Origin of the sequence: Clostridium neonatale (assembly GCF_900465025.1) — a bacterium.
In the GTDB taxonomy this organism is placed as follows: Bacteria; Bacillota; Clostridia; order Clostridiales; family Clostridiaceae; genus Clostridium; species Clostridium neonatale.
The window spans coordinates 1,258,327-1,280,000 of record NZ_UICR01000001.1; the positions used below are offsets into that span (position 1 = coordinate 1,258,327).

Consider the following 21,674-nt stretch of genomic DNA (forward strand, 5'->3'; position numbering starts at 1 on the left):
ATTAATTAGATTCAATTAGGTTATATAATTCTTATTTTATTCTTTAGAAATTATATCATAATTTACATTTCATTAATTATATTATCAATTATAATTAATGCATGTTCTAATTCTTCATTATTCTTTGGAGAACACACTGACAGTCTTGCTGCTGGTTCAAACTTGCTATTCCCAACAACGAATCTATCAGCACAAAATACTTGAACACCTTTTTCTAATGCTCGTATTTCAAATTTGCTTCCACAAATGTGCTTGGGTAATACTAGCCATCTGAATAAACTATAATCATTTCCATAAACGGTTCTATTTTTTAATATCCTATTTACTATCGTATTTCTTTCGAGCGTTAATTTCTTTCTTTCAGATATGATTTTATCACTCAAGTGTGTTTCTATAGCTTGGCATGCTATTTCAACGTTAAAAGATGAAGTAGTTACATTAACATTATAAATGCCTTGTTCAATTTTAGATTTATATTTATTAGGTACTACCATAAAAGAAACACGTAAGCCAGCACATAGAGATTTAGAAAGGCTTGATATATATAAACTGTGGTTTGGAGCCATAGCCGATAAAGGTATATTATTAGAATCACTTAAATATGAATATATTCCATCCTCAATTAAGAGTAAGTTATTATTTTTTATAATTTTTGATAGCTTTTCCTTTTGATTTTTTGACATAGAATAAGTTGTTGGATTATGCATTTCAGTAATTAAGTATAATCCTTTAATGTTTTCGTTTTTACATATGGTATCTAAATTTTCATAAGTAACCGATGTATTATTTATTGGAAGAGGAAAAAGTCGTATTCCAAGCATGTTTGCAAGTGATTTAAATGCAGGATATGTTAGAGGATCAGTTCCTATTTTGTCTCCAGAAGCAAATAGGGACATTAAAATAATTGATAAGGCATTTTGAGATCCGGAAGTTATCATTATATTTTCTGGAGTTGCATTTATGTTAAATTTCCTTAGATATTTGCATACGGTTTTTCTATGAGATAAAAGTCCAATTGGAGGCGAGTACTGAAGAAAATTTTCAATATTAGTTTTTTTTATAAGCTTTTTTATTAAATCAATTATATATTTATTTTGCTCGTATAATGGAAAAGCGGCTCCCATATCTATATAATCTTCATTTAATGTACTTAGAAGTAAAGGAGAAGTTTGTACATCAGAAGAAATATAAGTTCCTTTACCTGTTGTACCACTTATTAAACCCTTCAGCTCACATATTTTAAAAGCTCTTGTTATAGTACTTAAATTTAAATCTAAAAAGTCGGCTAATTCCCTTTGAGGGGGTAATTTATCTCCAGGATTTAAAGTACCATTTTGTATATCATTTTCTAGTAGTTGAGCAAGAGATTTATATAGTGGCGGAGTTAAGTCTTTCGTATTTGGTTTCCATGACATAGGATAATTATCAAAGGAGTTTACTGGCATTTAGACCACCTCTTATATTCTTAATTTTTAATAAATTTATATTTAAATTATAAATAACATATTTTTTAAATTTTATAAAATATTGTTTTGCATACAATTTTATCATTGAAATCATACATTTACAATATTAAAATGTTAATAAATATTCAAATGAATTGGGGGCTGTAAAAATGAGATTTGAGTTTGCAGAAAGAATGAATAAACTAGAAGCATCTGTAATTAGAGAAATATTAAAGGTTACTGAAAAACCAGAAATTATATCATTTGCTGGAGGTCTTCCAGCACCGGAGACATTTCCGATAGAAGCAATAAAGGAAGCAAATCAGAAGGTGCTTGAGGAAAATGGGGAAAAGGCACTTCAATATGCTACAACAGAAGGATATAATCCACTAAGAAAATGGATAGCAGAAAGAATGAATAAAACTTTAGGGGCTAATTTTTCATATGAGAATATATTAATAACACATGGATCACAACAAGGTTTAGATTTTTTAGGAAAAATATTTTTAAATAAAGATGATGTTGTATTATGCGAGAGTCCGACATATCTTGCGGCTATTACTGCTTTTAAAGCATATGAATGTAACTTTATAGAAGTACCTACAGATAAAGATGGAATGATTGTTGATGAACTTGAAAAAATATTAAAGACAACAAAAAATGTTAAGCTAATATACACAATACCAACATTTCAAAATCCAACTGGGGTTACATGGTCAATAGAAAGACGTAAAGGGGTAGCTGAACTTGCTGATAAATATAACAAGATAGTAATTGAGGATAATCCCTACGGAGAACTTAGATTTAAAGGAGAAAATCTACCATCTCTAAAATCATTTGATGAATGTGGAAATGTTGTTTGTTTAGGTACTTTTTCAAAAATATTTTGTCCAGGATATAGGATTGCATGGGTAGCAGCACATGAAGAAATAATAGAGAAGCTAGTAGTAATTAAACAAAGTACTGATTTACAATGTAATACAATTGCACAAATGGATATAGCAAAATACTTAGAATTAAATGATATTGATGAACATATAGAAACAATTCGTGAACTGTATAAAAAGAGATGCGATTTAGCAGTAGAAACTATGGAAAAAGAATTCCCTGAGAATGTAAAGTTTAATAGACCAGATGGAGGTTTATTTACATGGGTTGAACTTCCAAAGAATATTGATGCAAGAGAACTTTTAGATGAATGTCTAAAACATAATGTAGCATTCGTTCCAGGAGGACCTTTCTTTCCAAATGGAGGAAATGAAAATTTCTTTAGAATAAATTATTCTAATATGCCTGAAGAAAGAATCGTTGAAGGCCTAAAAATACTAGGAAAAATATTAAAAGAATATCTTTAGTGAAGTATATATTGATCACAACATAAATAAGGGATGTAGAATCAGAGTTTAGTGGATAACAACCGAAATTCAATATATGATAGGCTCGATTGTAGGGAAATTTAAGCTAAAACTTCTAAAGAGATATGCTGTGCCCAAAACAATTTGCTCCAACAGCAAGTGTTGGACAAATTATTTTGGAACAGCCTATCTCTAAGAAGTTAAAAGCTTAAATTTCTTAATACAATACTACGCCTAAGCAGAGAACCAAAATCTGTGATTTGGTGTGAATCGCTTACCCAGCGAATGAATATGAGTCGGGTATTCATATATTGAATTTCTTTGTTTTCTCTATAATCATAGAAATATAACGCCTGTTAGTAGTAATAGACTTTATACTATGAGTTTAGATGAAACAAAGAAATGAAGATCTTATGGTCGGTTGTTATCCTCTAAACTTAGCACGTCCTTTATTTAATGTAGGTATGATTTTAGAAAAAAGATAACTTGAAATATAAGACAGAAAAGTATTTAATAAGATATAAGAGAAGTATTTTGATATATGGCAATAATTTTTTAAAAGGGGAGTGAAAATAAAATGAATTCTGAGAAAGAAACAAGAGTAATTTTAACAAGAGAGGATTTAATAAATGGTTTAAAAAAATGCGGTGTTGCAGAAGGACAAAATATAATGGTTCATATATCACTAAAGAAGCTGGGATTTGTTGTAGGAGGAGCTGAAACTGTAATAAGAGCACTTATTGACATAGTGGGAGAAGAAGGCACAATAATGATGCCAACACAGACTTGGAAAAATCTAGATCCAATTAAAGGCGTTCATTGGGAGGAACCAGAAGAATGGTATGATATTATAAGAGAAAATTGGCCTGCATATGATAAAAATGTAACACCAGCTATTGGTATGGGAGCAGTTGCAGAATTATTTGCAAAATGGCCAGGTGTTAAGCGATCTGATCATCCTGCAAGATCCGTTGCAGCTTATGGAAAGAATGCAGAATATCTAACAAAAGATCATGATTTGAGTAATATTTTTGGAGAAAATTCTCCAATAGATAAGCTTTATAAGTTAGATGGATATATTCTTTTAATTGGTGTCGGATATGACAAAAATACATCATTTCATTTATCCGAAACAATAGCAGATTTTAAAGGAAAGAAATTTACCAATGAAAGCAGTGCCATAATGATTGATGGAAAAAGAGAATGGGTTACTTATAACACCCAAGATGTTGATGATAGTGATTTTATTCAAATGGGACAAGAATATGATAAAGAAATGAATATTAATATTCATAGAGTTGGAAATGCAGAAGTAAGGCTAATAAGGCAAAGATTATTAGTGGATTGGGCTACTAAATGGATGGAGAAGAATAGAAAATAATTTGTAAAAGTAAGAAATGATAATTGAATATATAATTAATATTTAATTTAAAAGAGAACTAATAGGAAATAAAGTCTAATTACTATTAGTTCTCTAGTTTAATTTTATTAATACTAAAATTGTGTAATTATAAGTTCAGCAGTAGCTATATTAGTAACTACAGGAACATTATGTACATCACATACTCTAAGTAAGGCAGAAACATCAGGCTCATGAGGTTGAGCAGTAAGAGGATCTCTTAAAAAGATTACTAAATCTATTTTACCTTCTGCAATACGTCCACCTAATTGTTGATCTCCACCATATGGTCCAGATAGATATCGTTTAACTTCAAGTCCAGTGGCTTCTGAAATCTTCTTACCAGTAGTCCCAGTAGCGACTAATTCATATTTAGCTAATGTTTCTGTGTGTTTTTTAGAAAACTCAATCATTTCTTCTTTTTTCTTATCATGAGCTATCAATGCAATTTTCATAGTTTGTCCTCCTAAAAGCAATTATTAATACGTTTTCTTAAGTTATTATATCATATTATTTAGGAATTCGTTTATACTATATTTTGTTTTTTTATCAAATCCAGTTACGGTATCAGATGCTAACAGTGATTTTAGAACAGCTTCTTCAGTAGCTTCTGCAACAGCTCTAAAAGCTTTATCTATAGAATTTTCATTTAGGATATTAATATTTATAATATCATTTTTTTCTGAATGATGTATTGTATTAGCTGTAGAGAATCCAATCATAACTTCACCACTACCATGTCCAATAAATGAACCAGTTCTTGCAAGCCCAACGCTGGCACGTTTTATTATTCTTTTAAGTTGTCTATCACTTAATGGCGTATCTGTTGCAATAATCATTATTATTGAACCTTTATCTACTACATTTGTTTCAATATATTCACTTAATTTTCTTCCAATGTTATTGTTATCTACGATTAAATCATCTAATATGCCATGATTTGATTGTACTAGGACTCCAAGTGTATATTTATTTCCATCTAATTCAATTATGCGTGATGATGAGCCGATTCCACCTTTTAATCCATAACATACAGTACCTTTTCCGGCACCTACATCGCCTTCATCAAAATTAGAACATGCATTTTCTATTGCTTTAAAAACATGTTCTTTATGCACAGCTCTTTCTTGGATGTTATTTAAGCCACTATCATTACATTCACATACTACAGGATTGATTGAACGAATATCTATATTTTCTTTTTTACATGTTTTAATCATGTATTCTATGATAGCATCATGAACAAGACCAACGTTTAATGTATTAGTTATGGTTATTGGTGTTTCTAATGTTCCAAGTTCATCTATCTGCACAAGTCCTAAACTCTTGCCAAACCCATTTAAAACAAAAGAAGAAGCTATAAGTTTATTTTCAAAGATATTATTTTCACTAGGAATTATAACAGTTACTCCAGTTTTGTGATCTTCATTATCAATAGTACAATGCCCAACCTTTATGCCAGGTACATCAGATATTTTATTTAGAGGTCCTTTGGGAAGTTTTCCAATTTCAATATTATAATCATTCAAAGTTCTACTATTCATATCTAATTATGAGAACATAATTATTTATATTCTCAATAATTCACTCCTTTCTTATTTAGAAACTTTCTTTTATTTGTTTAGAAGAAATGTATATAAATAATAGTACACTAATTTAAAGAAAAATGTACTATGATAAAATAAATTAAGAAGATAATTAATTTATTCGTTTATGTAAGTTATAAAATTAATAATAATTATTATATATATGTTGAAAATTTAATTCTTCAACAAATTAAGCAACTGCTATGTAATTTGTATGTGGATTATTTTTTAAAAGAATATATATACTATTGTATTTTTAGTTTTTATGATACAATATTCATTTATCTTACTTGTTAAAATATGTTATTTGTTATTTTTTAAGGAGGTGCAAGATATGGATGAAATATTATTGGAAGAGCAGAGAGTGTTAGAGGACAAAAGAAAATTAATAAAGAATGAGATTAATTTTAAAAGCAATAGATTAGAAGAGATAGCAACCAAATTGAGTCAGCTTGTAAAAGAAGTGAAAGGAAGTTATAGCGTAGAAAAAGAAACTTTTAAGGTATTAAAAGAATCTTTGGAAAAAGATATAGGAAATTATACTGAAGCAATAAATAATCCATACTTTGGAAGAATTGATTTTAAAGAAAACGGAAATTTTGAAGAGATAATATATATAGGAAAGAATGGAATAAGTAATACAAAAGATGTTGAAGAAATAGTGGTTGACTGGAGAGCACCAGTTGCTGATTTATATTATAGTGGAACATCAAAAGAGTCATATTATAAATCGCCTAAAGGCATTATTGAAGGAAAGCTAGAAACTAAACGAAAGTTCTTATTTAATAATGATGAAATCGAAAAAGTTTTTGATGAGGCTATTGATCAAATAATGGTAAGTGGTGAAGAAGGAAAAGAGTTAGTGGATGAATTTCTAAAGATAAATTTAGAAGCTAATACTGGAAAAAAACTTAAAGAAGTAGTATCAACTATACAAAAGGAACAAAATGAAATAATAAGATGGCCTAAAAACTTACCTATAATAGTTCAAGGGTCAGCAGGCTCTGGAAAAACAACAATAGCATTACATAGATTGGCATACCTTATATACAGATATAATGAAAATTTAAAAGGTGAAGATATATTAGTTTTAGCACCAAATAAATTGTTCTTAAATTACATTTCAGATATTCTACCAAGTTTAGATGTTAGTGAGGTTAAACAAAACACCTTTGAATACCTGATGTTATCCAAGTTAAAGATTAAATTAGAAGTATATGATAAAGATAAAAAAATCAAACAGATATTAAATGAAAAAGATGAGTTTAAGAAAAAACTGATATTAAATTCTAGTAAAGTGAAAGGAACATTAGTTTATAAAAAAATGCTTGAAAGATTTATTAAATTAATTGAGCATATAAGCTTTGACATAAAAGATATTAGAGTTAAAGAAGAAGTATTATTTGATAAGAAGTATATTGAAAAACTCTACAAAAATGACTTTAAGATGCATCCTATAAATAAAAGAAAAGATGAAATAAAAAAATATCTGCAATTGAATTTGAAAAACAAAGTTGAAGTTACATTAGCAGCTATAGATGAAAAATATGACTTTAAGGTCTTAGAAATCAAAAGAGAACATAAAGATATTGAAAAAAGAAGAAAATTTTTGATTGATATATATGATGAAAGGGATATGCTAAAAGAAAGTGTAAAAAAGAATGCAAAAAGAGAATTTAATGCTTATTTTAAAGAGTGGAAATCAATAAATTCTAGTGACTTATATAAAGAATTTTTTAATAATGAAGAGCTTTTTGATAGTGCGACAGCAGGGAGAATACCTAAAGTATTAGAACAATATATGAAAAGTGAATTTGATAATAATATAAAAAATAACATTATAGATGAAGATGATTTAGCACCTTTATACTATATAAAAATATTAATTGATGGGATAAGTGATGAAGAAAGATTTAAACATATCGTAGTTGATGAAGTTCAAGATTATAGCATGTTTCAATTAGATGTAATAAGAAATTTAGCTATAGGAAATTCTTTAACTTTAGTAGGAGATTTAGCACAGGGAATTTATTATTATAAGGGAATAAATTCATGGGATGAATTAATAAAAGTCGTATTTAATAGTGAGGCTACATATGTACAGCTTAGCCAAAGTTACCGTTCAACTGTGGAAATTATAGATTTTGCATCAAAGGTTTTAAACTCACAAAATCTTAATATTAAAGAATGTAAGCCGGTTTTAAGGCATGGTGAAAAGCCAAAAATAATAGAAGTTAAAATAGAAGAAGAGTATGTAACAGAGATAGAAAATATAATAAAACTTTTAAAAGAAAATAATAAAAGAAGTATGGCTGTTATAACAAAAGACGATAAAGAGGCAAATAATTTTTATAGAATATTACAGAAAAATAGTAAATATAAATTTGGAATTGTTACAGAAAAAAATGATAAATGTGAAGAAGATTTTTTAATAATTCCATCATATTTAACAAAGGGGTTAGAGTTTGACTGTACAATACTATTGAATCCAAGTGAAGATAGATATAGTGAAAGTTTATTAGATAAAAAACTATTATATGTTTCATTAACAAGAGCATTGCACATGGAATTTATAATAAAGCTAGATAGTATAACTAAACTCATATAATGTGAAAATAATATTGCATAATATATATTGAATGATATACTTAGTTTTAAAGAAATTTATTATAATATAAAATATAGGATATAATTCTAATAGATGCAATAAACAATAGACAAAATATTTTAATATATAGAATTTAAGAGGAGAGTAAAATGGCAGTAAAAATAATAACTGATAGTACTAGTTATATACCAAAAGAATTGGCTAAAGAACTAGATATAACTGTAGTATCATTGAATGTTATTTTAAATGGAGAAAGTTATAAGGAAATTGATTTAGAAAATAAAGAATTTTATAAGAAAATGGATTTAAGCGGAGAAATACCAACATCATCTCAACCGGGAATGGATGAATTGTTAAAAGTATTTAAAGACAAAATAGATAATGGTGATGAGGTGTTTGCTATATTTATTTCAGCTAAAATGAGTGGAACGTATTCAAGTGCTCATTTAGTAAAAAATATGATTTTAGAAGATTATAAAGATGCAAGTATTGAAATTTTTGATTCAAGTACAAATAGTATGCAGATGGGATTCATAGCATTAGAAGCTGCGAAAGCTGCAATGAGCGGGAAAACAATGGAAGAAGTTATGAAAGTAGCTGAAAGTGTTAAAGAGAATAGTAGATTTCTTTTTGTTCCAGATACTCTTAAGTATTTACAAAAGGGTGGAAGAATAGGAAAGGCATCAGCAATTTTAGGTGGTATATTTCAAATTAAACCAATCCTTACAGTGGAAAACGGAGAAACAACAGTATTTGAGAAAGTAAGAACTAAAAAGAAAGCTGTAGACTCAATTTTAAATAAGGTTTTAGAAGACTGTAACAATAAGGGAATTGGAGATGTTATAGTACATCATATTAATTGTGAAGATGAAGGAATGGAACTTGCTAAAAAATTAGAAGAAAAGCTTAATATACATGTAGGTATACAATCTATTGGACCAGTTATTGGTGTTCATGTAGGACCAGGGGCTATTGGAGTTGCATATTTTAATAAGAGTGACAATTAGAAATTTTAAATAAGTGCTTATCTATATCAATATTAGATAGGCACTTATTTTTTGGTAGAATAATTATTCCATGTTTTATATTTGTATATTAACTATCTATAATTATAATTTTTATTCAAGAAAAAAAACTTCGTTATAAATTATATTGACGAAATTAATGTGTCGTAATAATATAAGAGTAAGAAATAAAACTATTATCATATAGAAGGAGTGGAATCATGGATTTAAAAAAGAATTGTGCAAAAGAAGCTTTAAAGTATATTAAAGATAATACAGTTATAGGACTTGGTGGCGGCCAAACTATATCATATTTAGTGGATTTCATAAAAGAAGAAAAACTAAATGTTAAAGTAGTCACACCGTCAATGAAAACAAAGATGTTATGTATAAAAAATGGTTTAGAAGTATTGCATACTTTTTCAGTAGATAAAATAGATGTAGCATTTGATGGCTGCAACCATGTTGATAAACATTTAAATGCATTAAAAAGTGGTGGAGGGATTCATACTAGAGAAAAAATAATTGGAAGTATGGCAAATGACTATATATTACTTGTAGATGAAGAAAAATTTGAAGAAAAATTATCATTTAAAGATCCAGTTGTGCTTGAAGTACTGGAAGAATCATTAGGATATGTTGAAAGAAAAGTAAGAGAATTAGGTGGTATTCCTGTAGTAAGATGTAGTAGCATTAAAGATGGATTTACTATTAGTGATGATGGAAATTTATTACTAGATGTTGAGTTTAAAAATATTGAAGATGCAGAAAAACTAAATGATGATTTGATAAAAATCTGTGGAGTAGTTGAGACATCATTATTTACACATGTTGTAACAAAAGCAGTTGTCGCAAGTGAAAAAGGGATTAGAGTTATATCTAAAAAATAATTGATTATGAATTAGTAATATTAATAAATATATGTGAGGTGTAGAATATGAAAAAATTAAATTGGGCAATTATAGGACCAGGAACAATAGCAAATGAGTTTGCAAAATCTTTAAACGAAGAAGTAGGAGAAGTTTATGGTGTTTGGGGAAGAAAGTTTGATAAAGCTAAAGAGTTTGCAAAAAATCATAATGTAAAAAATGTGTATAAGGATCTTAATGAAATGCTTAAAGATGAAAATATTGATGTTGTATACGTAGCAACACCACATTCTAATCATCATGAATATGTAATTGAAAGTTTAAAAAATAATAAACATGTTATTTGTGAAAAAGCAATAACCGTAAATGGAAAGCAATTAAAGGAAATAAAAGATTTGGCTAATGAAAAGAATCTAATAGTTACAGAAGCAATGACAATTTTCCATATGCCACTCTATAAGAAATTAGGCGAGATTGTTAAGAACGGAGACCTTGGAAAGATAAAGATGATACAGGTCAACTTTGGAAGTCTCAAGGAATATGATGTTACAAATAGATTTTTTAGTCCAGATTTAGCTGGTGGAGCATTACTTGATATTGGTACTTATGCATTATCATATGCAAGATATTTTCTTTCAAGCCAGCCAGAAGAAATATTGACAACAGTTAAAAAGTTTGAAACTGGAGTTGATGAGCAATCAGGAATAATATTAAAAAATAAAGAAGATGAAATGGCAGTCATTTCATTAACAATGAGAGCAAAGCAGCCTAAGAGAGGAATTGTTTGTGGAGAAAAAGCTTATATCACAGTAGAAAATTTCCCAAGAGCAGAAAAAGCAACAATTACTTATCCTGATGGAAGAGTAGAAACTATAGAATGTGGAGAAACTTCTAAGGCATTAATATATGAAATCAAAGATATGATTGATTATATTGAGAAGAAAAAAGATAATGATACATTAGAATTATCAACAGATGTAGTAGGTATAATGGATAATGTTAGAGAACAATGGGGATTAAAATATACTTTTGAATAATTTAATGAAGAGGAAATCTTTCTAAGTAAATAAGGAGAAATGAAAGTGTCAAGCAAAGAAAAATCTGTTTTAGATAGAATATTTCAGGTTTATGATAAGCTTTTTGAAGCGGAAAAAAAGATTGCTGATTATGTTATTAACAATCAAAAAAAAGTTGTAGATATGACTGTTAGTGAATTAGCAAATGCCAGTAATGCTAGTGAAGCAACTATAATACGATTTTGTAAAAAGTGTGATTTCAAGGGATTTCATCATTTGAAAATAAGTTTAGCTAAAGAGATGATGAGATCCAGTGAAGAAAGAACTACATCGAATGAGATAAGTATAAACAAAATAGCTCAATCACTTGAAAATATACTAGCCAATAAAATAGAGGAATTAAAGCAAACCATATCCATAATGGATGAAAAGAATATAAAAGAAATTCTTGATGTAATAAAAAAAGCAAGAACTGTTCAATTTGCAGCAGTTGGCAATACAATACCTGTTGCTTTAGATGGTGCATATAAATTCAATCAAATTGGAATATCGTCTTTTGCAAATACTATTTATGAAACACAATTAGCTTTTACATGTAATATATCAGAAGATGATGTGGTCATTGTTATTTCAAATTCAGGATCATCTAAAAAACTTTTAACACTAGTAAATATGGCTATTGGAAGAAAGGCTAAAGTAATCTGCATAACTAAACATGAAAATTCAGAACTTGCTAAGTTAAGTGATTATGTAATAAGTGTAGCATCAAGAGAAAAACTATTTTTAGATGAGTTTAACTTTACAAGAGTTCCTTTTATGGCTGTTATAGAAATATTGTTTTTACTTACAATTTCAAATAAAGAAGATGCTTATGAATGTATGAATAGGCATGAGCAATGTATGGCGGAAGATAAAATTTAGAAGTATTGTCTCTTTATATTATATAGTGATTTTATATCTAAAATTAATAATTTAATTAAGAAAACCTGCTTTTATCTTAAATAAGCAGGTTTTTTATTTTAATATAAATATTTATTAAAATAAATTACAATAAATGTTTTTTAAACAATATAATAAATAAGAATACATAAAATGTTAATAAAAATGGAAAACATACGATAATTATAAAGTGACTATATGTTCATGAATATAAAGGAGGATGCTTTATGGGAAGTATACGAGAAGAAATAGAAGCAATTCAAACAAAGAGGTTGATAGAAACAGTAAATAATGCATATAATAATGTTGAACTTTACAGAAAAAAGTTTGATAAAATAGGATTAAAACCAGAACATATTAAGTCCATAAAAGATATAAGACTAGTGCCATTTACAGCTAAACAAGACTTACGTGATAATTATCCATATGGAATGTTTGCAGTTCCTATGGAAAAAATAGTTAGAATTCATGCATCATCAGGGACAACAGGCACACAAACTGTTGTTGGCTATACTAAAAATGATATTGATATATGGAGCGAGATGATGGCATTAATTTTAAAAAGAAACGGAGTTACAGCAAAAGATATTGTTCAAAATTCTATACCGTATGGTTTATTTACAGGAGGATTAGGTTTTCATTACGGATGTGAAAAAATTGGCGCTACGGTTATTCCTATTTCTGGAGGAAATACGGAGAAACAGATATTAGCAATGAAAAATTTTGGGGTTACAGTACTTTGTTCAACGCCATCGTATGCTTTACATATGTCTGATGTTATGAAAAAAATGGAGATAAAACCAGAAGAACTAAAATTAAGAGTTGGAGTTTTTGGAGCAGAACCATGGTCTGATGAAATGAGAGAAAGAATAGAAAAGTCATTTAATATAAAAGCGTATGATATATATGGATTAAGTGAAGTTGTGGGACCAGGAGTAGCCGGTGAGTGTGAAATGAAAAATGGACTTCACATAAATGAACAGTATTTTTTACCAGAAATAATTAATAGTGAAACTACAGAAAATCTTGTGAGTGGAGAACAAGGTGAATTGGTATTAACGACTCTTACAAAAGAAGCACTACCAATATTAAGATATAGAACAAGAGATATAACAGTTTTAAGCTATGATAAATGTGAGTGCGGATCTCATGAAGCAAGAATTAAGCGTGTTCATGGAAGAAGTGATGATATGATGATTATTAGAGGGGTAAACATATATCCAATTCAAATTGAAAAAATAATAGCTGGATATAGTGGTGATTTATCAGCTCATTATGTGATTAATGTTGAAACAGATAGAAATATGGACAAGATTACAATTGTTGTGGAAATGAATAATTATATTGAATTTTATACACAAGAATACTTAATTAAATTGAAGAAAAATATTATTGATAGATTATATAGGGAGCTTCAAATTCATTGTTTATTAAAAATTGTTAATCCTGAAACTCTGAAACGTTCAGAAGGAAAGGCAAAGAGAGTATTTTATAATAGAGAACTAGCATTATCTTAAAGAATAAAATAGCAGTGAAAAAATATTATAATAGTTTTTTACTGCTATTTTATTGTTGAAAAAGAAAAAGCCACTGATTTTGTAAGTGACTTTAACATTGGGAATATATCTAAAAAGAATATAAGAGCGTACACATGGCAACTCCAGCACCAACAGAACAAAATACAGCTTTTGAGCCAGGTTCAATTTCTTTGGTTGTAAGAGCTTCATGAAGAGCAAAAATAGGACTGGTAGTTCCAGTATAACCATACTTGTCTCCTATATAAGTAAATTTTTCTTTATAATCATCTATATCTAGTATTTTTGCAGTTTCTATAAGAAACTGTTTTGAATATTGAGATAAGAAATAGTTGTGAATACTGTTCATTGAAAAATCATACTCTTTACTAAATTCATGTATTGCTTTGCTCCATTCGACTGAAAAGAAATCAAGTGGAAAAGGAGTCCATTGTTGTTTCTTATCATATTCTGGAATTTCATTTGAACGCATTTTTGAAAGTCCACATTTAGGTGAAATAATAGTATTATAATATTCTGATTTTGTACAATATTTTGAATCTATTATTCCTCTTAATTCAGGTTCATCTACACATTCTAGAACCACTGCTGCAGCACCATCACCTGAAGTTGGATAAGTGTATTTACAGTCTGGTCTTGCAATTGAACTAGAAAAAACACTTCCAACTACAAGAGCATATTTAATGTGTTTAGATGTTTTCATGTAGCGGCTTATTTGATCTAAAGCAACCACCATTCCTACACAGTTCGAATTTAAATCATAAACTGTATGTGCATTAACTGCATTTAAATAATGATTAATGATTAACGCATTGGATGGACATAAATATTCTGGCGTATCAGATGAATAAACTATTGCATCAAGTTGTTCTGGAGATATGTTTGCAGCTTCTAATGCTCTTTTTGCAGCTTCTAATGCCATAGTTAAAGCATTTTCATCACTATTATTATCTATAATGTATCGCTCATTTCTGCCAAGAGTATCAAGAAACGCTGATATATCCTTTCCTAATTCTTTAAAATGATTAATATAATAATCATTAGTCACTTTTTTATTTGGATGATATATTCCTGTTCCTAATATATTAACATTTTTATTCATAAACTTAAAAACCTCCTGTAAATCTTGCTATAAAATATCTAAAATTAAAAAATAAGGAAATGTATGTAGAATATTTTGTTAAATATGATATAATACGTATATTATATCATATTATATCAATTATTAAATTATAAAATAAAAATTAAATATTATAATTAACTTATTAGGAGGATAAAACATGAAAAATGGAGAGAGTTCTATTATTAAATTTAATCAAAAAACATTAAAATTTGTTCTTATTATTTATTTGGTAAGCTGCATAGCATCTTTAATAAATGCAATTACGATGAAGGTTACTGGTATTAATGATTCCGTAACTACATCTGCAATTGTAATTCTAACAGCTGCTATAGTCATATATGGAATTGTGTTTAGAATTTGTTATGTATGGACTGTGGGGAAAAATGAATTTAATATGAAAGCATTTAATGCGACAAAAGGCGTGATATTATTTATTACATATTTTCATTATATACTTTTAGATGTAATACTACACTCAGATTCTCAATGGATGATCATCTTCTATTTTATAATATTAGGAGCTTTATTTTTTGATTTAAAAATGGTATCTATATCTATGGTTTTAGGTGTCATATGTATGGGGATAGTATTTAAAAGAAATCCTGGCAGTTTTACAGGTGAACAATTATCTCAATCAGAAATAATGATGAAGATAGTAGCAATAGTATTGACACTAATAGGTATATTTCTAATTGTATATTTTTCTTCGAAGCTTATGAAGGAAGTAGCTAATAAGGAAGAAGAACTAGAAATTGAAAATGAAAAACTTGTTCATTTATTTAAAACTATATCTGAAATATCAGCAGATGTTGTAGAAACAAGTGAGAATTTATCATCTGCAGTTGAAGAACAAACAGGATCACTTTTAGAAGTTACAAGTACAAGTCAGAGGGTTATTAATTACTCCAATAATATGATTATTAAAGCAAATGAAAATAAAGATATATTAAACTCATTATTAAAAGCTAATGAAATAGTAGTAGATAAAACCAGCGATTGTCAAAACAAAATTGGAGATTTTATAAGTACTATTGATGAAAATTTACATGATTTAAGTAGTTCATTAAGGATTATGGATGATATAAGCGATAATATAAATACTACTTTTGAATCAGCAAAAGAATTAGAAGAAAAATCAAGTCAAGTAGATGATATTTTAAACTTAATAGGGGATATTTCAGAACAGACAAATCTCCTTGCTTTAAATGCGTCTATTGAAGCTGCAAGAGCAGGTGAATATGGAAAAGGATTTGCTGTTGTTGCAGAAGAAATTAGAAAACTTGCAGAAGGTACAAAAAATTCATTAAATCAAGTTAGTGATATAGTGGGAGAATTAAAAGATAAAATTAATATAGTAGAACATGAAATGGAAAATAATAATGAAAAATCACAAACCGGCAATAGTATAATTAATAAAAGTGTAGAAGGTCTAAAGAATATAGGAGACGAACTAAAGAACTTTAGCAGTAATATTATTGAAATAGGTAATGCTTCAGAAACTCTTCTTAAGGAAACAAAATCTGTAATAAGCTTTAATGAAGAAGTATCTGATAGAACTAATCATATCATAGAAGAATATGAAGTGGTTAATGCAGGAATAGAACGCAATACAGCGGCTAATGAAGAAATAGAAGCGAATGTTAATGAGCTTGGTAATGTTGTTAAATCAATGAATGAGCTTATAAAATAGAATTATATATAATGAAAAAATATCAGTTTTAAAAAATTTTTAATACTGATATTTTTTAGAGTTACAGTGTAATTTTAGCAGGAACAAGTAGTAATTAATAAAATATAAAAAGAGCATGTAATCAAGATATCGGTGTTCAAGGCATTTGGAATATTGTTCAAACAGTTGGTAAGAAAATTAAATTAAATGATAATAGTAATCTAAGAAGTAAGAAAGCAGTTCCTGGTTTATTCAAATAACAAGATAGAATTTGGATACCTATTCAAGGTAGGACAGACCTAAAGGCAAAAGTAAAAAATAAAAAGTTCAAGAAATATAGCTTGTGCTATAATTACTTGAACTTTTTATGTTATCAGAGTATATATATTTAAATTTAATTTTATAATATTATTTAAATAACTATAATAGTGACATTAGTCAACAAATTTAATAACAGATTCATTTTTCGGTTTTATTTCGTTTGGCTTTTCAGGATAACCAAGAACTGCAATTCCCCAAACAATATGGTTTTCAGGAATTCCATAGCTGTTTAGTAGTGATCTTATTTCCAGTTCATCACAAATGGTTTTTAATTGGTTAATCCAACAAGAGCCTATTCCAAGTTCATTTGCCATTAAAAATATATTTTGAAGAGCAGAAGAGCAATCAGCTAATCCGTTTGAATTGTCCTTTTCATTAGATAAAAGAATTATAGTATCTGGTCCGTAAAAATTATAGTTAGCATCTCTTTTTAAAGATTTGCCAATTGCTTTTGCTAATTCTTGAATTTTATTTTGATTTTGAATAACAGTAAATTGCCAAGTTTGTTTGTTCATTCCGCTTGGTGCGTAAATTCCTGCCTTTAGTATTAAATCTAGATCTTCACGACTGATTTTCTTATCAGTAAAAGCTCGTACACTTCTTCTTGTTAATATGTTTTGTAAAACTGGATTCATTTTAGACACTTCCTTTATTTTATTTTATAAAACAATTTTAGCATATTTTGATAAATATATCATATTAAGTTTGGTTAAAAGAATAAAATTAATGTGCTATATTTATTAAATTTAGTAGTATTGTATATTTTATTAGTAAGTCTTATAGATGATTCAATGAAAAAAATAATTTAATTGCAGAAAAGGTAAAGATGGAATATAATGCCCAGAATTTAAGAATTTAAGAATTTAAGAATTTAAGAATTTAAGAATTTAAGAATTTAAGAATTTAAGAATTTAAGAATTTAAGAATTTAAGAATTTAAGAATTTAAGAATTTACTTATTTGGTGGGGATTAAGAGGATGTACCTGATTGATATAGGGGTTATTAATTAAATAAAAGATAAGATCATTCATACTAAAAATCCAAGAATTATTATAATTATATGAATAATATTGAAAAATATAAATAATAATTATATAGTAAAAATATAAATGTAAATGTATACTGAAAGTGAGTGAATAATAAAAGGGAGGATTAAAAAATGAAAAAAATAAATATTGCTAATAAATATGAGGTTACTGAAATTGGACTTGGATGTATGAGAATGGCAGAGTTAAGTACAGGTGAAGCTGAAAAAACAATAAAGCAAGCTTTATCTGAAGGAATAACATTCTTTGATCATGCTGATATATATGGTGGAGGAAAATCAGAAGAAATTTTTGCTGAAGCTATTCAAATGAATTCTGATGTAAGAGAAAAGATAGTAATTCAAACTAAATGTGGAATAGTTCCAGGTGTTATGTATGATTTTTCAAAAGAACATATTTTAACTTCTGTAGATGCTAGCTTAAAAAGATTAAAAACTGATTATGTAGATTCATTATTACTACATCGTCCAGATACATTAATGGAGCCAGAAGAAGTTGCAGAAGCTTTCAGCAAATTATCTGAAAGTGGAAAAGTTAAACACTTTGGAGTTAGCAATGCAACACCGATGCAGATTGAATTATTGAATAAATATCTTGATAATAAGATTATTATTAATCAAATGCAATTTGGAATAATGCATACAGGAATGATAGACTCGGGGTTAAATGCTAACATGGAATGTGAAGCTGGGTTAGATAGAGATGGTGGAATTTTAGAATATTGTAGACTAAATGATATAACAATTCAAGCATGGTCACCATATCAATATGGATTTTTTGAAGGAGTATTTTTAGATAATCCTAAGTTTCCAGAATTAAATAAAAAAATAGATGAAATTGCAGAAAAGAAAGGCGTGTCTAATACTTCAATTGCAACAGCATGGATATTAAGGCATCCAGCAAAAATTCAAACAATAATTGGAACTATGAATCCAAATAGAATAAAAGATATTTGTACTGCAAGTGACGTGGAATTAACTAGGCAAGAATGGTATGAAATATACTTAGCGGCAGGAAATAAACTTCCTTAAAAATTAATAGTATATGCATTAAATAAGAAGAACTTAAGTTCTTCTTATTTTTATAATGATTTATATCAAAAGAAATAAAAGATTCATATAATATATGAGTATCAGTATGAACGATTAGGTGAAAGATGAACAATAAAGACAATATCAGCTACAATGTTAATGATAATGCAAAAAAGAATACTGATAACCAAGCCAATGAAGCCAATGAAGAAGGTGAAGATACTATAAAAGTTGACAGGCAAGCATTAATTAAGCAGCTAAACATATTAGGAATTTCAACTCAAGGTCTTTATATTGTACTCGTTGGTGTATTATTAAATATAAGGTATGTAGAGTGGAATAAAATTAAAACTTTAGATAGTTTGAATGAGACTAACTATACTGAAAATATAGAAGATCTGACGTATTTGCCTAAACTAACAAATAGATTATTTCTATTTAGTACTGTAATATTTCTATTTATTAATTATGATGCATATATGACTGCTGTTAATGCAAGCTCAGAACAAAGAGATCAACAAATAATTAGTGATACTGGATCTAATTTACTTGCTATAATTCTAATACTTTTTGGAACTATTATTAATTTTAGAACGTTAAATAGAACTTAATAAAATAAGCTAAATAATAATACTGTATATATTAATCAGTAATATTTATTTAGTTTATTTTATTTTATGTATAGACGATAGGCATTGTTTATGATTATAAAAAGATATTACATATTTAACTTGTTAAAGATAAATTAATCTGTAATTTTATATTTAAGCCATTTAGTCCCATGAAGCCTTATGAGATACATAATTCCACGTACAATCCAATCTATAAACATTCCAATCCAAATTCCAAGAACTCCAATGTTAAGTATAATGCCTAGGAAATATCCTATTGCTATCCTAAAAATCCACATTCCAATAAATGCAGTGAACATGGTATATCTTGTATCACCAGCACCTTTAAGTCCAGCTGAAAGTACAAATGAAATAGGCCATGCTAACAATGCTACGCTATTCCATCTAAGTAGCATTGCTGAAAGATCAATTACTTCAGGCACATTTGTATAAAGTGATGATACGAATCTTCCAATAAAGATAAATATAATACCAATAGATACTAAACTAAATGTTGCAAACTTAACTAAATAAATCAAGGTTTCTTTAGCTCCCTTAACATCATCTCGCCCTATATGCTGGCCAACCAATGTAGTTGCAGCAAGGCATAGAGCAGTTCCAGGAACATTTATTATTTGGGAAATAGACATTGCAATTGAATTTGCTGCAATTGAAGAAGTTCCCATAGTAACAATAAAAATTTGTACAATTAGCTTGCCAGCATTAAATATGACTTGCTCCACACTAGCGGGTATTCCTATATTAAAGATACTTTTCTGGATTTTAAAATTAAATTTAAATGGAAATATCTTTTTAATTTTAATAACTTTACTACCTCTAAATAAAACAAATCCTATAATTAATGTACCGATTATTCTTGCTATAGCTATTGCAAGGGAAGCACCCATGATTCCGAGTGATGGTATAATGCCTAATCCATATATTAAAATATAGCCTAAAACTATATTTATTACATTCATAAACATAGTTATATACATAGGTGTCTTGGTATCACCACAGCCTCGAAGTATTCCATTTGATATTTGTTCAATTGCTATAAAAGGATAGGTAAATAATGTGAATTCAAGATAGAGTTTTGCATTAGATTTTACCAATTCTTCAGCGGAACCATAAAGAATGTTAATTAGGGGGATACGGAAACACCATAAAAATAAAGTGATTATAGAAGAAACTATAAAACCTGACACAATGGCTTGTACAGCAGTTTCGTTAGCTTTTTTATATAGGTCTTGTCCAATTTGTTGAGCAACGACTACAGTTGCACCAACAGAAAGTGCTGCAAAAAATGAAATAAAGAGATTGTTGATTGTATCGACCATTCCGATTGCAGATACAGCTTCGGGCCCGATATGTCCTGCCATCATAGTATTACAAACACCAAGCAGCATTACAAAAGTTTGTTCAATTACAATAGGTATAGCTAATTTAAGAATGTCTTTTCGTATTAACACTATTAATGCCTTCTTTCGTTCAAAAGTAATTTGTTATTAAATATAATACGATTATATCATATTACTTATAATAAAGATTAGATAATGAAATTATAAAACAACATTACGGGGCGTGTCTATATGAGAATATTAAATAAAAATAAAGAATTAATGAGAAATATAAAAGTAATTGCTAAAAAGTAGAATTTACAATTAGAATGTTCAAAAAGTAATGTGTTAAGATAAAAAACGTCGCAAGTACAGAAAACAACAAATAAGAACAAAAGATGTTTAAAAAGTTGTTGACAATGTGAAAACAAAGTGATAGACTAAATAAGTCGATTGGTTGCGACAAATAATGATCTTTGAAAATTGAACAGAATATAATAAACAAGTGAATTAGTAAACCAGCAATTCTTTTATAAGAGTAAGAGCAAGATTAAACTTTTTATTGAGAGTTTGATCCTGGCTCAGGACGAACGCTGGCGGCGTGCCTAACACATGCAAGTCGAGCGATGAAGTTTCCTTCGGGAAATGGATTAGCGGCGGACGGGTGAGTAACACGTGGGTAACCTGCCTTATAGTGGGGGATAGCCTTTCGAAAGGAAGATTAATACCGCATAAGATTGTAGTATCGCATGATATAGCAATTAAAGGAGCAATTCG

At 28.2% G+C, this 21,674-nt stretch carries 17 protein-coding genes and 1 rRNA gene (1 of these 18 running past the window's edge); 12 read left to right on the forward strand and 6 right to left on the reverse strand.

From position 1 onward, the window contains the following. Nucleotides 1-62 precede the first annotated feature (62 nt). Nucleotides 63-1,445: an aminotransferase-like domain-containing protein gene (locus tag CNEONATNEC86_RS05690; protein ID WP_159135667.1), complete on the reverse strand. Its 1,383-nt coding sequence runs from the start codon at nt 1,443-1,445 to the stop codon at nt 63-65. Between the two features lie 170 nt (nt 1,446-1,615). Here CNEONATNEC86_RS05690 and CNEONATNEC86_RS05695 point away from each other — a divergent pair, with 170 nt between their 5' ends. After that, a complete protein-coding gene (locus tag CNEONATNEC86_RS05695) occupies nt 1,616-2,800 on the forward strand; it encodes an aminotransferase-like domain-containing protein (protein ID WP_159135668.1) in 1,185 nt (394 codons plus the stop codon). A 577-nt stretch (nt 2,801-3,377) separates the two neighbouring features. Further along, on the forward strand, nt 3,378-4,181 hold the full coding sequence (locus CNEONATNEC86_RS05700; protein WP_159135669.1) for an AAC(3) family N-acetyltransferase: 804 nt from the start codon (nt 3,378-3,380) through the stop codon (nt 4,179-4,181). 113 nt (nt 4,182-4,294) lie between these two features. Here CNEONATNEC86_RS05700 and mgsA read toward each other — a convergent pair whose 3' ends face one another. Both mgsA and CNEONATNEC86_RS05710 read right to left on the reverse strand, forming a co-directional pair. Next, nucleotides 4,295-4,654 carry a methylglyoxal synthase gene (gene mgsA, locus CNEONATNEC86_RS05705; RefSeq protein WP_058294288.1) on the reverse strand — a complete coding sequence of 120 codons (360 nt, stop codon included), beginning with the start codon at nt 4,652-4,654 and terminating at the stop codon, nt 4,295-4,297. 45 nt (nt 4,655-4,699) lie between these two features. Beyond that, nucleotides 4,700-5,728 (reverse strand): P1 family peptidase, encoded by a 1,029-nt coding sequence (locus tag CNEONATNEC86_RS05710; protein ID WP_321023644.1) that lies wholly within the window; start codon nt 5,726-5,728, stop codon nt 4,700-4,702. A gap of 391 nt (nt 5,729-6,119) precedes the next feature. Between CNEONATNEC86_RS05710 and helD the strand changes: the two genes are divergently transcribed. The 6 genes from helD (at nt 6,120) to CNEONATNEC86_RS05740 (ending at nt 13,738) form a co-directional block, all read left to right on the forward strand. Further along, nucleotides 6,120-8,393 (forward strand): RNA polymerase recycling motor HelD, encoded by a 2,274-nt coding sequence (gene helD, locus CNEONATNEC86_RS05715; protein WP_159135671.1) that lies wholly within the window; start codon nt 6,120-6,122, stop codon nt 8,391-8,393. Nucleotides 8,394-8,542: 149 nt separating this feature from the next. Then, a complete protein-coding gene (locus CNEONATNEC86_RS05720; protein WP_159135672.1) occupies nt 8,543-9,400 on the forward strand; it encodes a DegV family protein in 858 nt (285 codons plus the stop codon). 218 nt (nt 9,401-9,618) lie between these two features. Next, complete coding sequence (rpiA, locus tag CNEONATNEC86_RS05725) at nt 9,619-10,287, forward strand: ribose 5-phosphate isomerase A (protein ID WP_058294292.1); 669 nt, start codon at nt 9,619-9,621, stop codon at nt 10,285-10,287. A 47-nt stretch (nt 10,288-10,334) separates the two neighbouring features. Further along, nucleotides 10,335-11,303 carry a Gfo/Idh/MocA family protein gene (locus CNEONATNEC86_RS05730; RefSeq protein ID WP_058294293.1) on the forward strand — a complete coding sequence of 323 codons (969 nt, stop codon included), beginning with the start codon at nt 10,335-10,337 and terminating at the stop codon, nt 11,301-11,303. A gap of 45 nt (nt 11,304-11,348) precedes the next feature. After that, nucleotides 11,349-12,203: a MurR/RpiR family transcriptional regulator gene (locus CNEONATNEC86_RS05735; RefSeq protein WP_200848507.1), complete on the forward strand. Its 855-nt coding sequence runs from the start codon at nt 11,349-11,351 to the stop codon at nt 12,201-12,203. Nucleotides 12,204-12,448: 245 nt separating this feature from the next. After that, nucleotides 12,449-13,738, forward strand: coding sequence for a phenylacetate--CoA ligase family protein (locus CNEONATNEC86_RS05740; protein ID WP_159135674.1), 1,290 nt, complete (start codon nt 12,449-12,451; stop codon nt 13,736-13,738). A 109-nt stretch (nt 13,739-13,847) separates the two neighbouring features. On the opposite strand, the gene CNEONATNEC86_RS05745 is transcribed toward CNEONATNEC86_RS05740, so the two are convergent. Beyond that, the gene (locus tag CNEONATNEC86_RS05745; protein WP_058294296.1) at nt 13,848-14,858 is read right to left on the reverse strand and encodes a ketoacyl-ACP synthase III; all 1,011 of its coding nucleotides are present in this window, start codon (nt 14,856-14,858) and stop codon (nt 13,848-13,850) included. Nucleotides 14,859-15,036: 178 nt separating this feature from the next. Here CNEONATNEC86_RS05745 and CNEONATNEC86_RS05750 point away from each other — a divergent pair, with 178 nt between their 5' ends. Next, nucleotides 15,037-16,569, forward strand: coding sequence for a methyl-accepting chemotaxis protein (locus CNEONATNEC86_RS05750; RefSeq protein ID WP_159135675.1), 1,533 nt, complete (start codon nt 15,037-15,039; stop codon nt 16,567-16,569). Between the two features lie 413 nt (nt 16,570-16,982). Here the strand turns inward: CNEONATNEC86_RS05750 and CNEONATNEC86_RS05755 are convergent, their stop codons facing one another. Further along, on the reverse strand, nt 16,983-17,504 hold the full coding sequence (locus CNEONATNEC86_RS05755) for a nitroreductase (protein ID WP_159135676.1): 522 nt from the start codon (nt 17,502-17,504) through the stop codon (nt 16,983-16,985). 524 nt (nt 17,505-18,028) lie between these two features. On the opposite strand from CNEONATNEC86_RS05755, the gene CNEONATNEC86_RS05760 reads away from it, so the two are divergent. Next, entirely contained in the window at nt 18,029-18,946 is a 918-nt protein-coding gene (locus CNEONATNEC86_RS05760; RefSeq protein WP_125148335.1) for an aldo/keto reductase, read from the forward strand. A gap of 125 nt (nt 18,947-19,071) precedes the next feature. After that, nucleotides 19,072-19,557 carry a hypothetical protein gene (locus CNEONATNEC86_RS05765; RefSeq protein ID WP_125148334.1) on the forward strand — a complete coding sequence of 162 codons (486 nt, stop codon included), beginning with the start codon at nt 19,072-19,074 and terminating at the stop codon, nt 19,555-19,557. Nucleotides 19,558-19,691: 134 nt separating this feature from the next. Here the strand turns inward: CNEONATNEC86_RS05765 and CNEONATNEC86_RS05770 are convergent, their stop codons facing one another. Next, the gene (locus CNEONATNEC86_RS05770; protein ID WP_125148333.1) at nt 19,692-21,029 is read right to left on the reverse strand and encodes an MATE family efflux transporter; all 1,338 of its coding nucleotides are present in this window, start codon (nt 21,027-21,029) and stop codon (nt 19,692-19,694) included. A 426-nt stretch (nt 21,030-21,455) separates the two neighbouring features. Between CNEONATNEC86_RS05770 and CNEONATNEC86_RS05775 the strand changes: the two genes are divergently transcribed. After that, a 16S ribosomal RNA gene (locus CNEONATNEC86_RS05775) occupies nt 21,456-21,674 on the forward strand; it runs 1,296 nt beyond the window's last position.

Coding starts and splice junctions, on each gene's coding strand:
- helD (WP_159135671.1), top strand. CDS start 6,120: ATGGATGAAATATTATTGGAAGAGCAGAGAGTGTTAGAGGACAAAAGA.
- CNEONATNEC86_RS05740 (WP_159135674.1), top strand. CDS start 12,449: ATGGGAAGTATACGAGAAGAAATAGAAGCAATTCAAACAAAGAGGTTG.
- CNEONATNEC86_RS05745 (WP_058294296.1), bottom strand. CDS start 14,858: ATGAATAAAAATGTTAATATATTAGGAACAGGAATATATCATCCAAAT.
- CNEONATNEC86_RS05755 (WP_159135676.1), bottom strand. CDS start 17,504: ATGAATCCAGTTTTACAAAACATATTAACAAGAAGAAGTGTACGAGCT.
- CNEONATNEC86_RS05730 (WP_058294293.1), top strand. CDS start 10,335: ATGAAAAAATTAAATTGGGCAATTATAGGACCAGGAACAATAGCAAAT.
- CNEONATNEC86_RS05695 (WP_159135668.1), top strand. CDS start 1,616: ATGAGATTTGAGTTTGCAGAAAGAATGAATAAACTAGAAGCATCTGTA.
- CNEONATNEC86_RS05700 (WP_159135669.1), top strand. CDS start 3,378: ATGAATTCTGAGAAAGAAACAAGAGTAATTTTAACAAGAGAGGATTTA.
- CNEONATNEC86_RS05750 (WP_159135675.1), top strand. CDS start 15,037: ATGAAAAATGGAGAGAGTTCTATTATTAAATTTAATCAAAAAACATTA.
- CNEONATNEC86_RS05760 (WP_125148335.1), top strand. CDS start 18,029: ATGAAAAAAATAAATATTGCTAATAAATATGAGGTTACTGAAATTGGA.
- CNEONATNEC86_RS05690 (WP_159135667.1), bottom strand. CDS start 1,445: ATGCCAGTAAACTCCTTTGATAATTATCCTATGTCATGGAAACCAAAT.
- CNEONATNEC86_RS05720 (WP_159135672.1), top strand. CDS start 8,543: ATGGCAGTAAAAATAATAACTGATAGTACTAGTTATATACCAAAAGAA.
- mgsA (WP_058294288.1), bottom strand. CDS start 4,654: ATGAAAATTGCATTGATAGCTCATGATAAGAAAAAAGAAGAAATGATT.
- CNEONATNEC86_RS05765 (WP_125148334.1), top strand. CDS start 19,072: ATGAACAATAAAGACAATATCAGCTACAATGTTAATGATAATGCAAAA.
- rpiA (WP_058294292.1), top strand. CDS start 9,619: ATGGATTTAAAAAAGAATTGTGCAAAAGAAGCTTTAAAGTATATTAAA.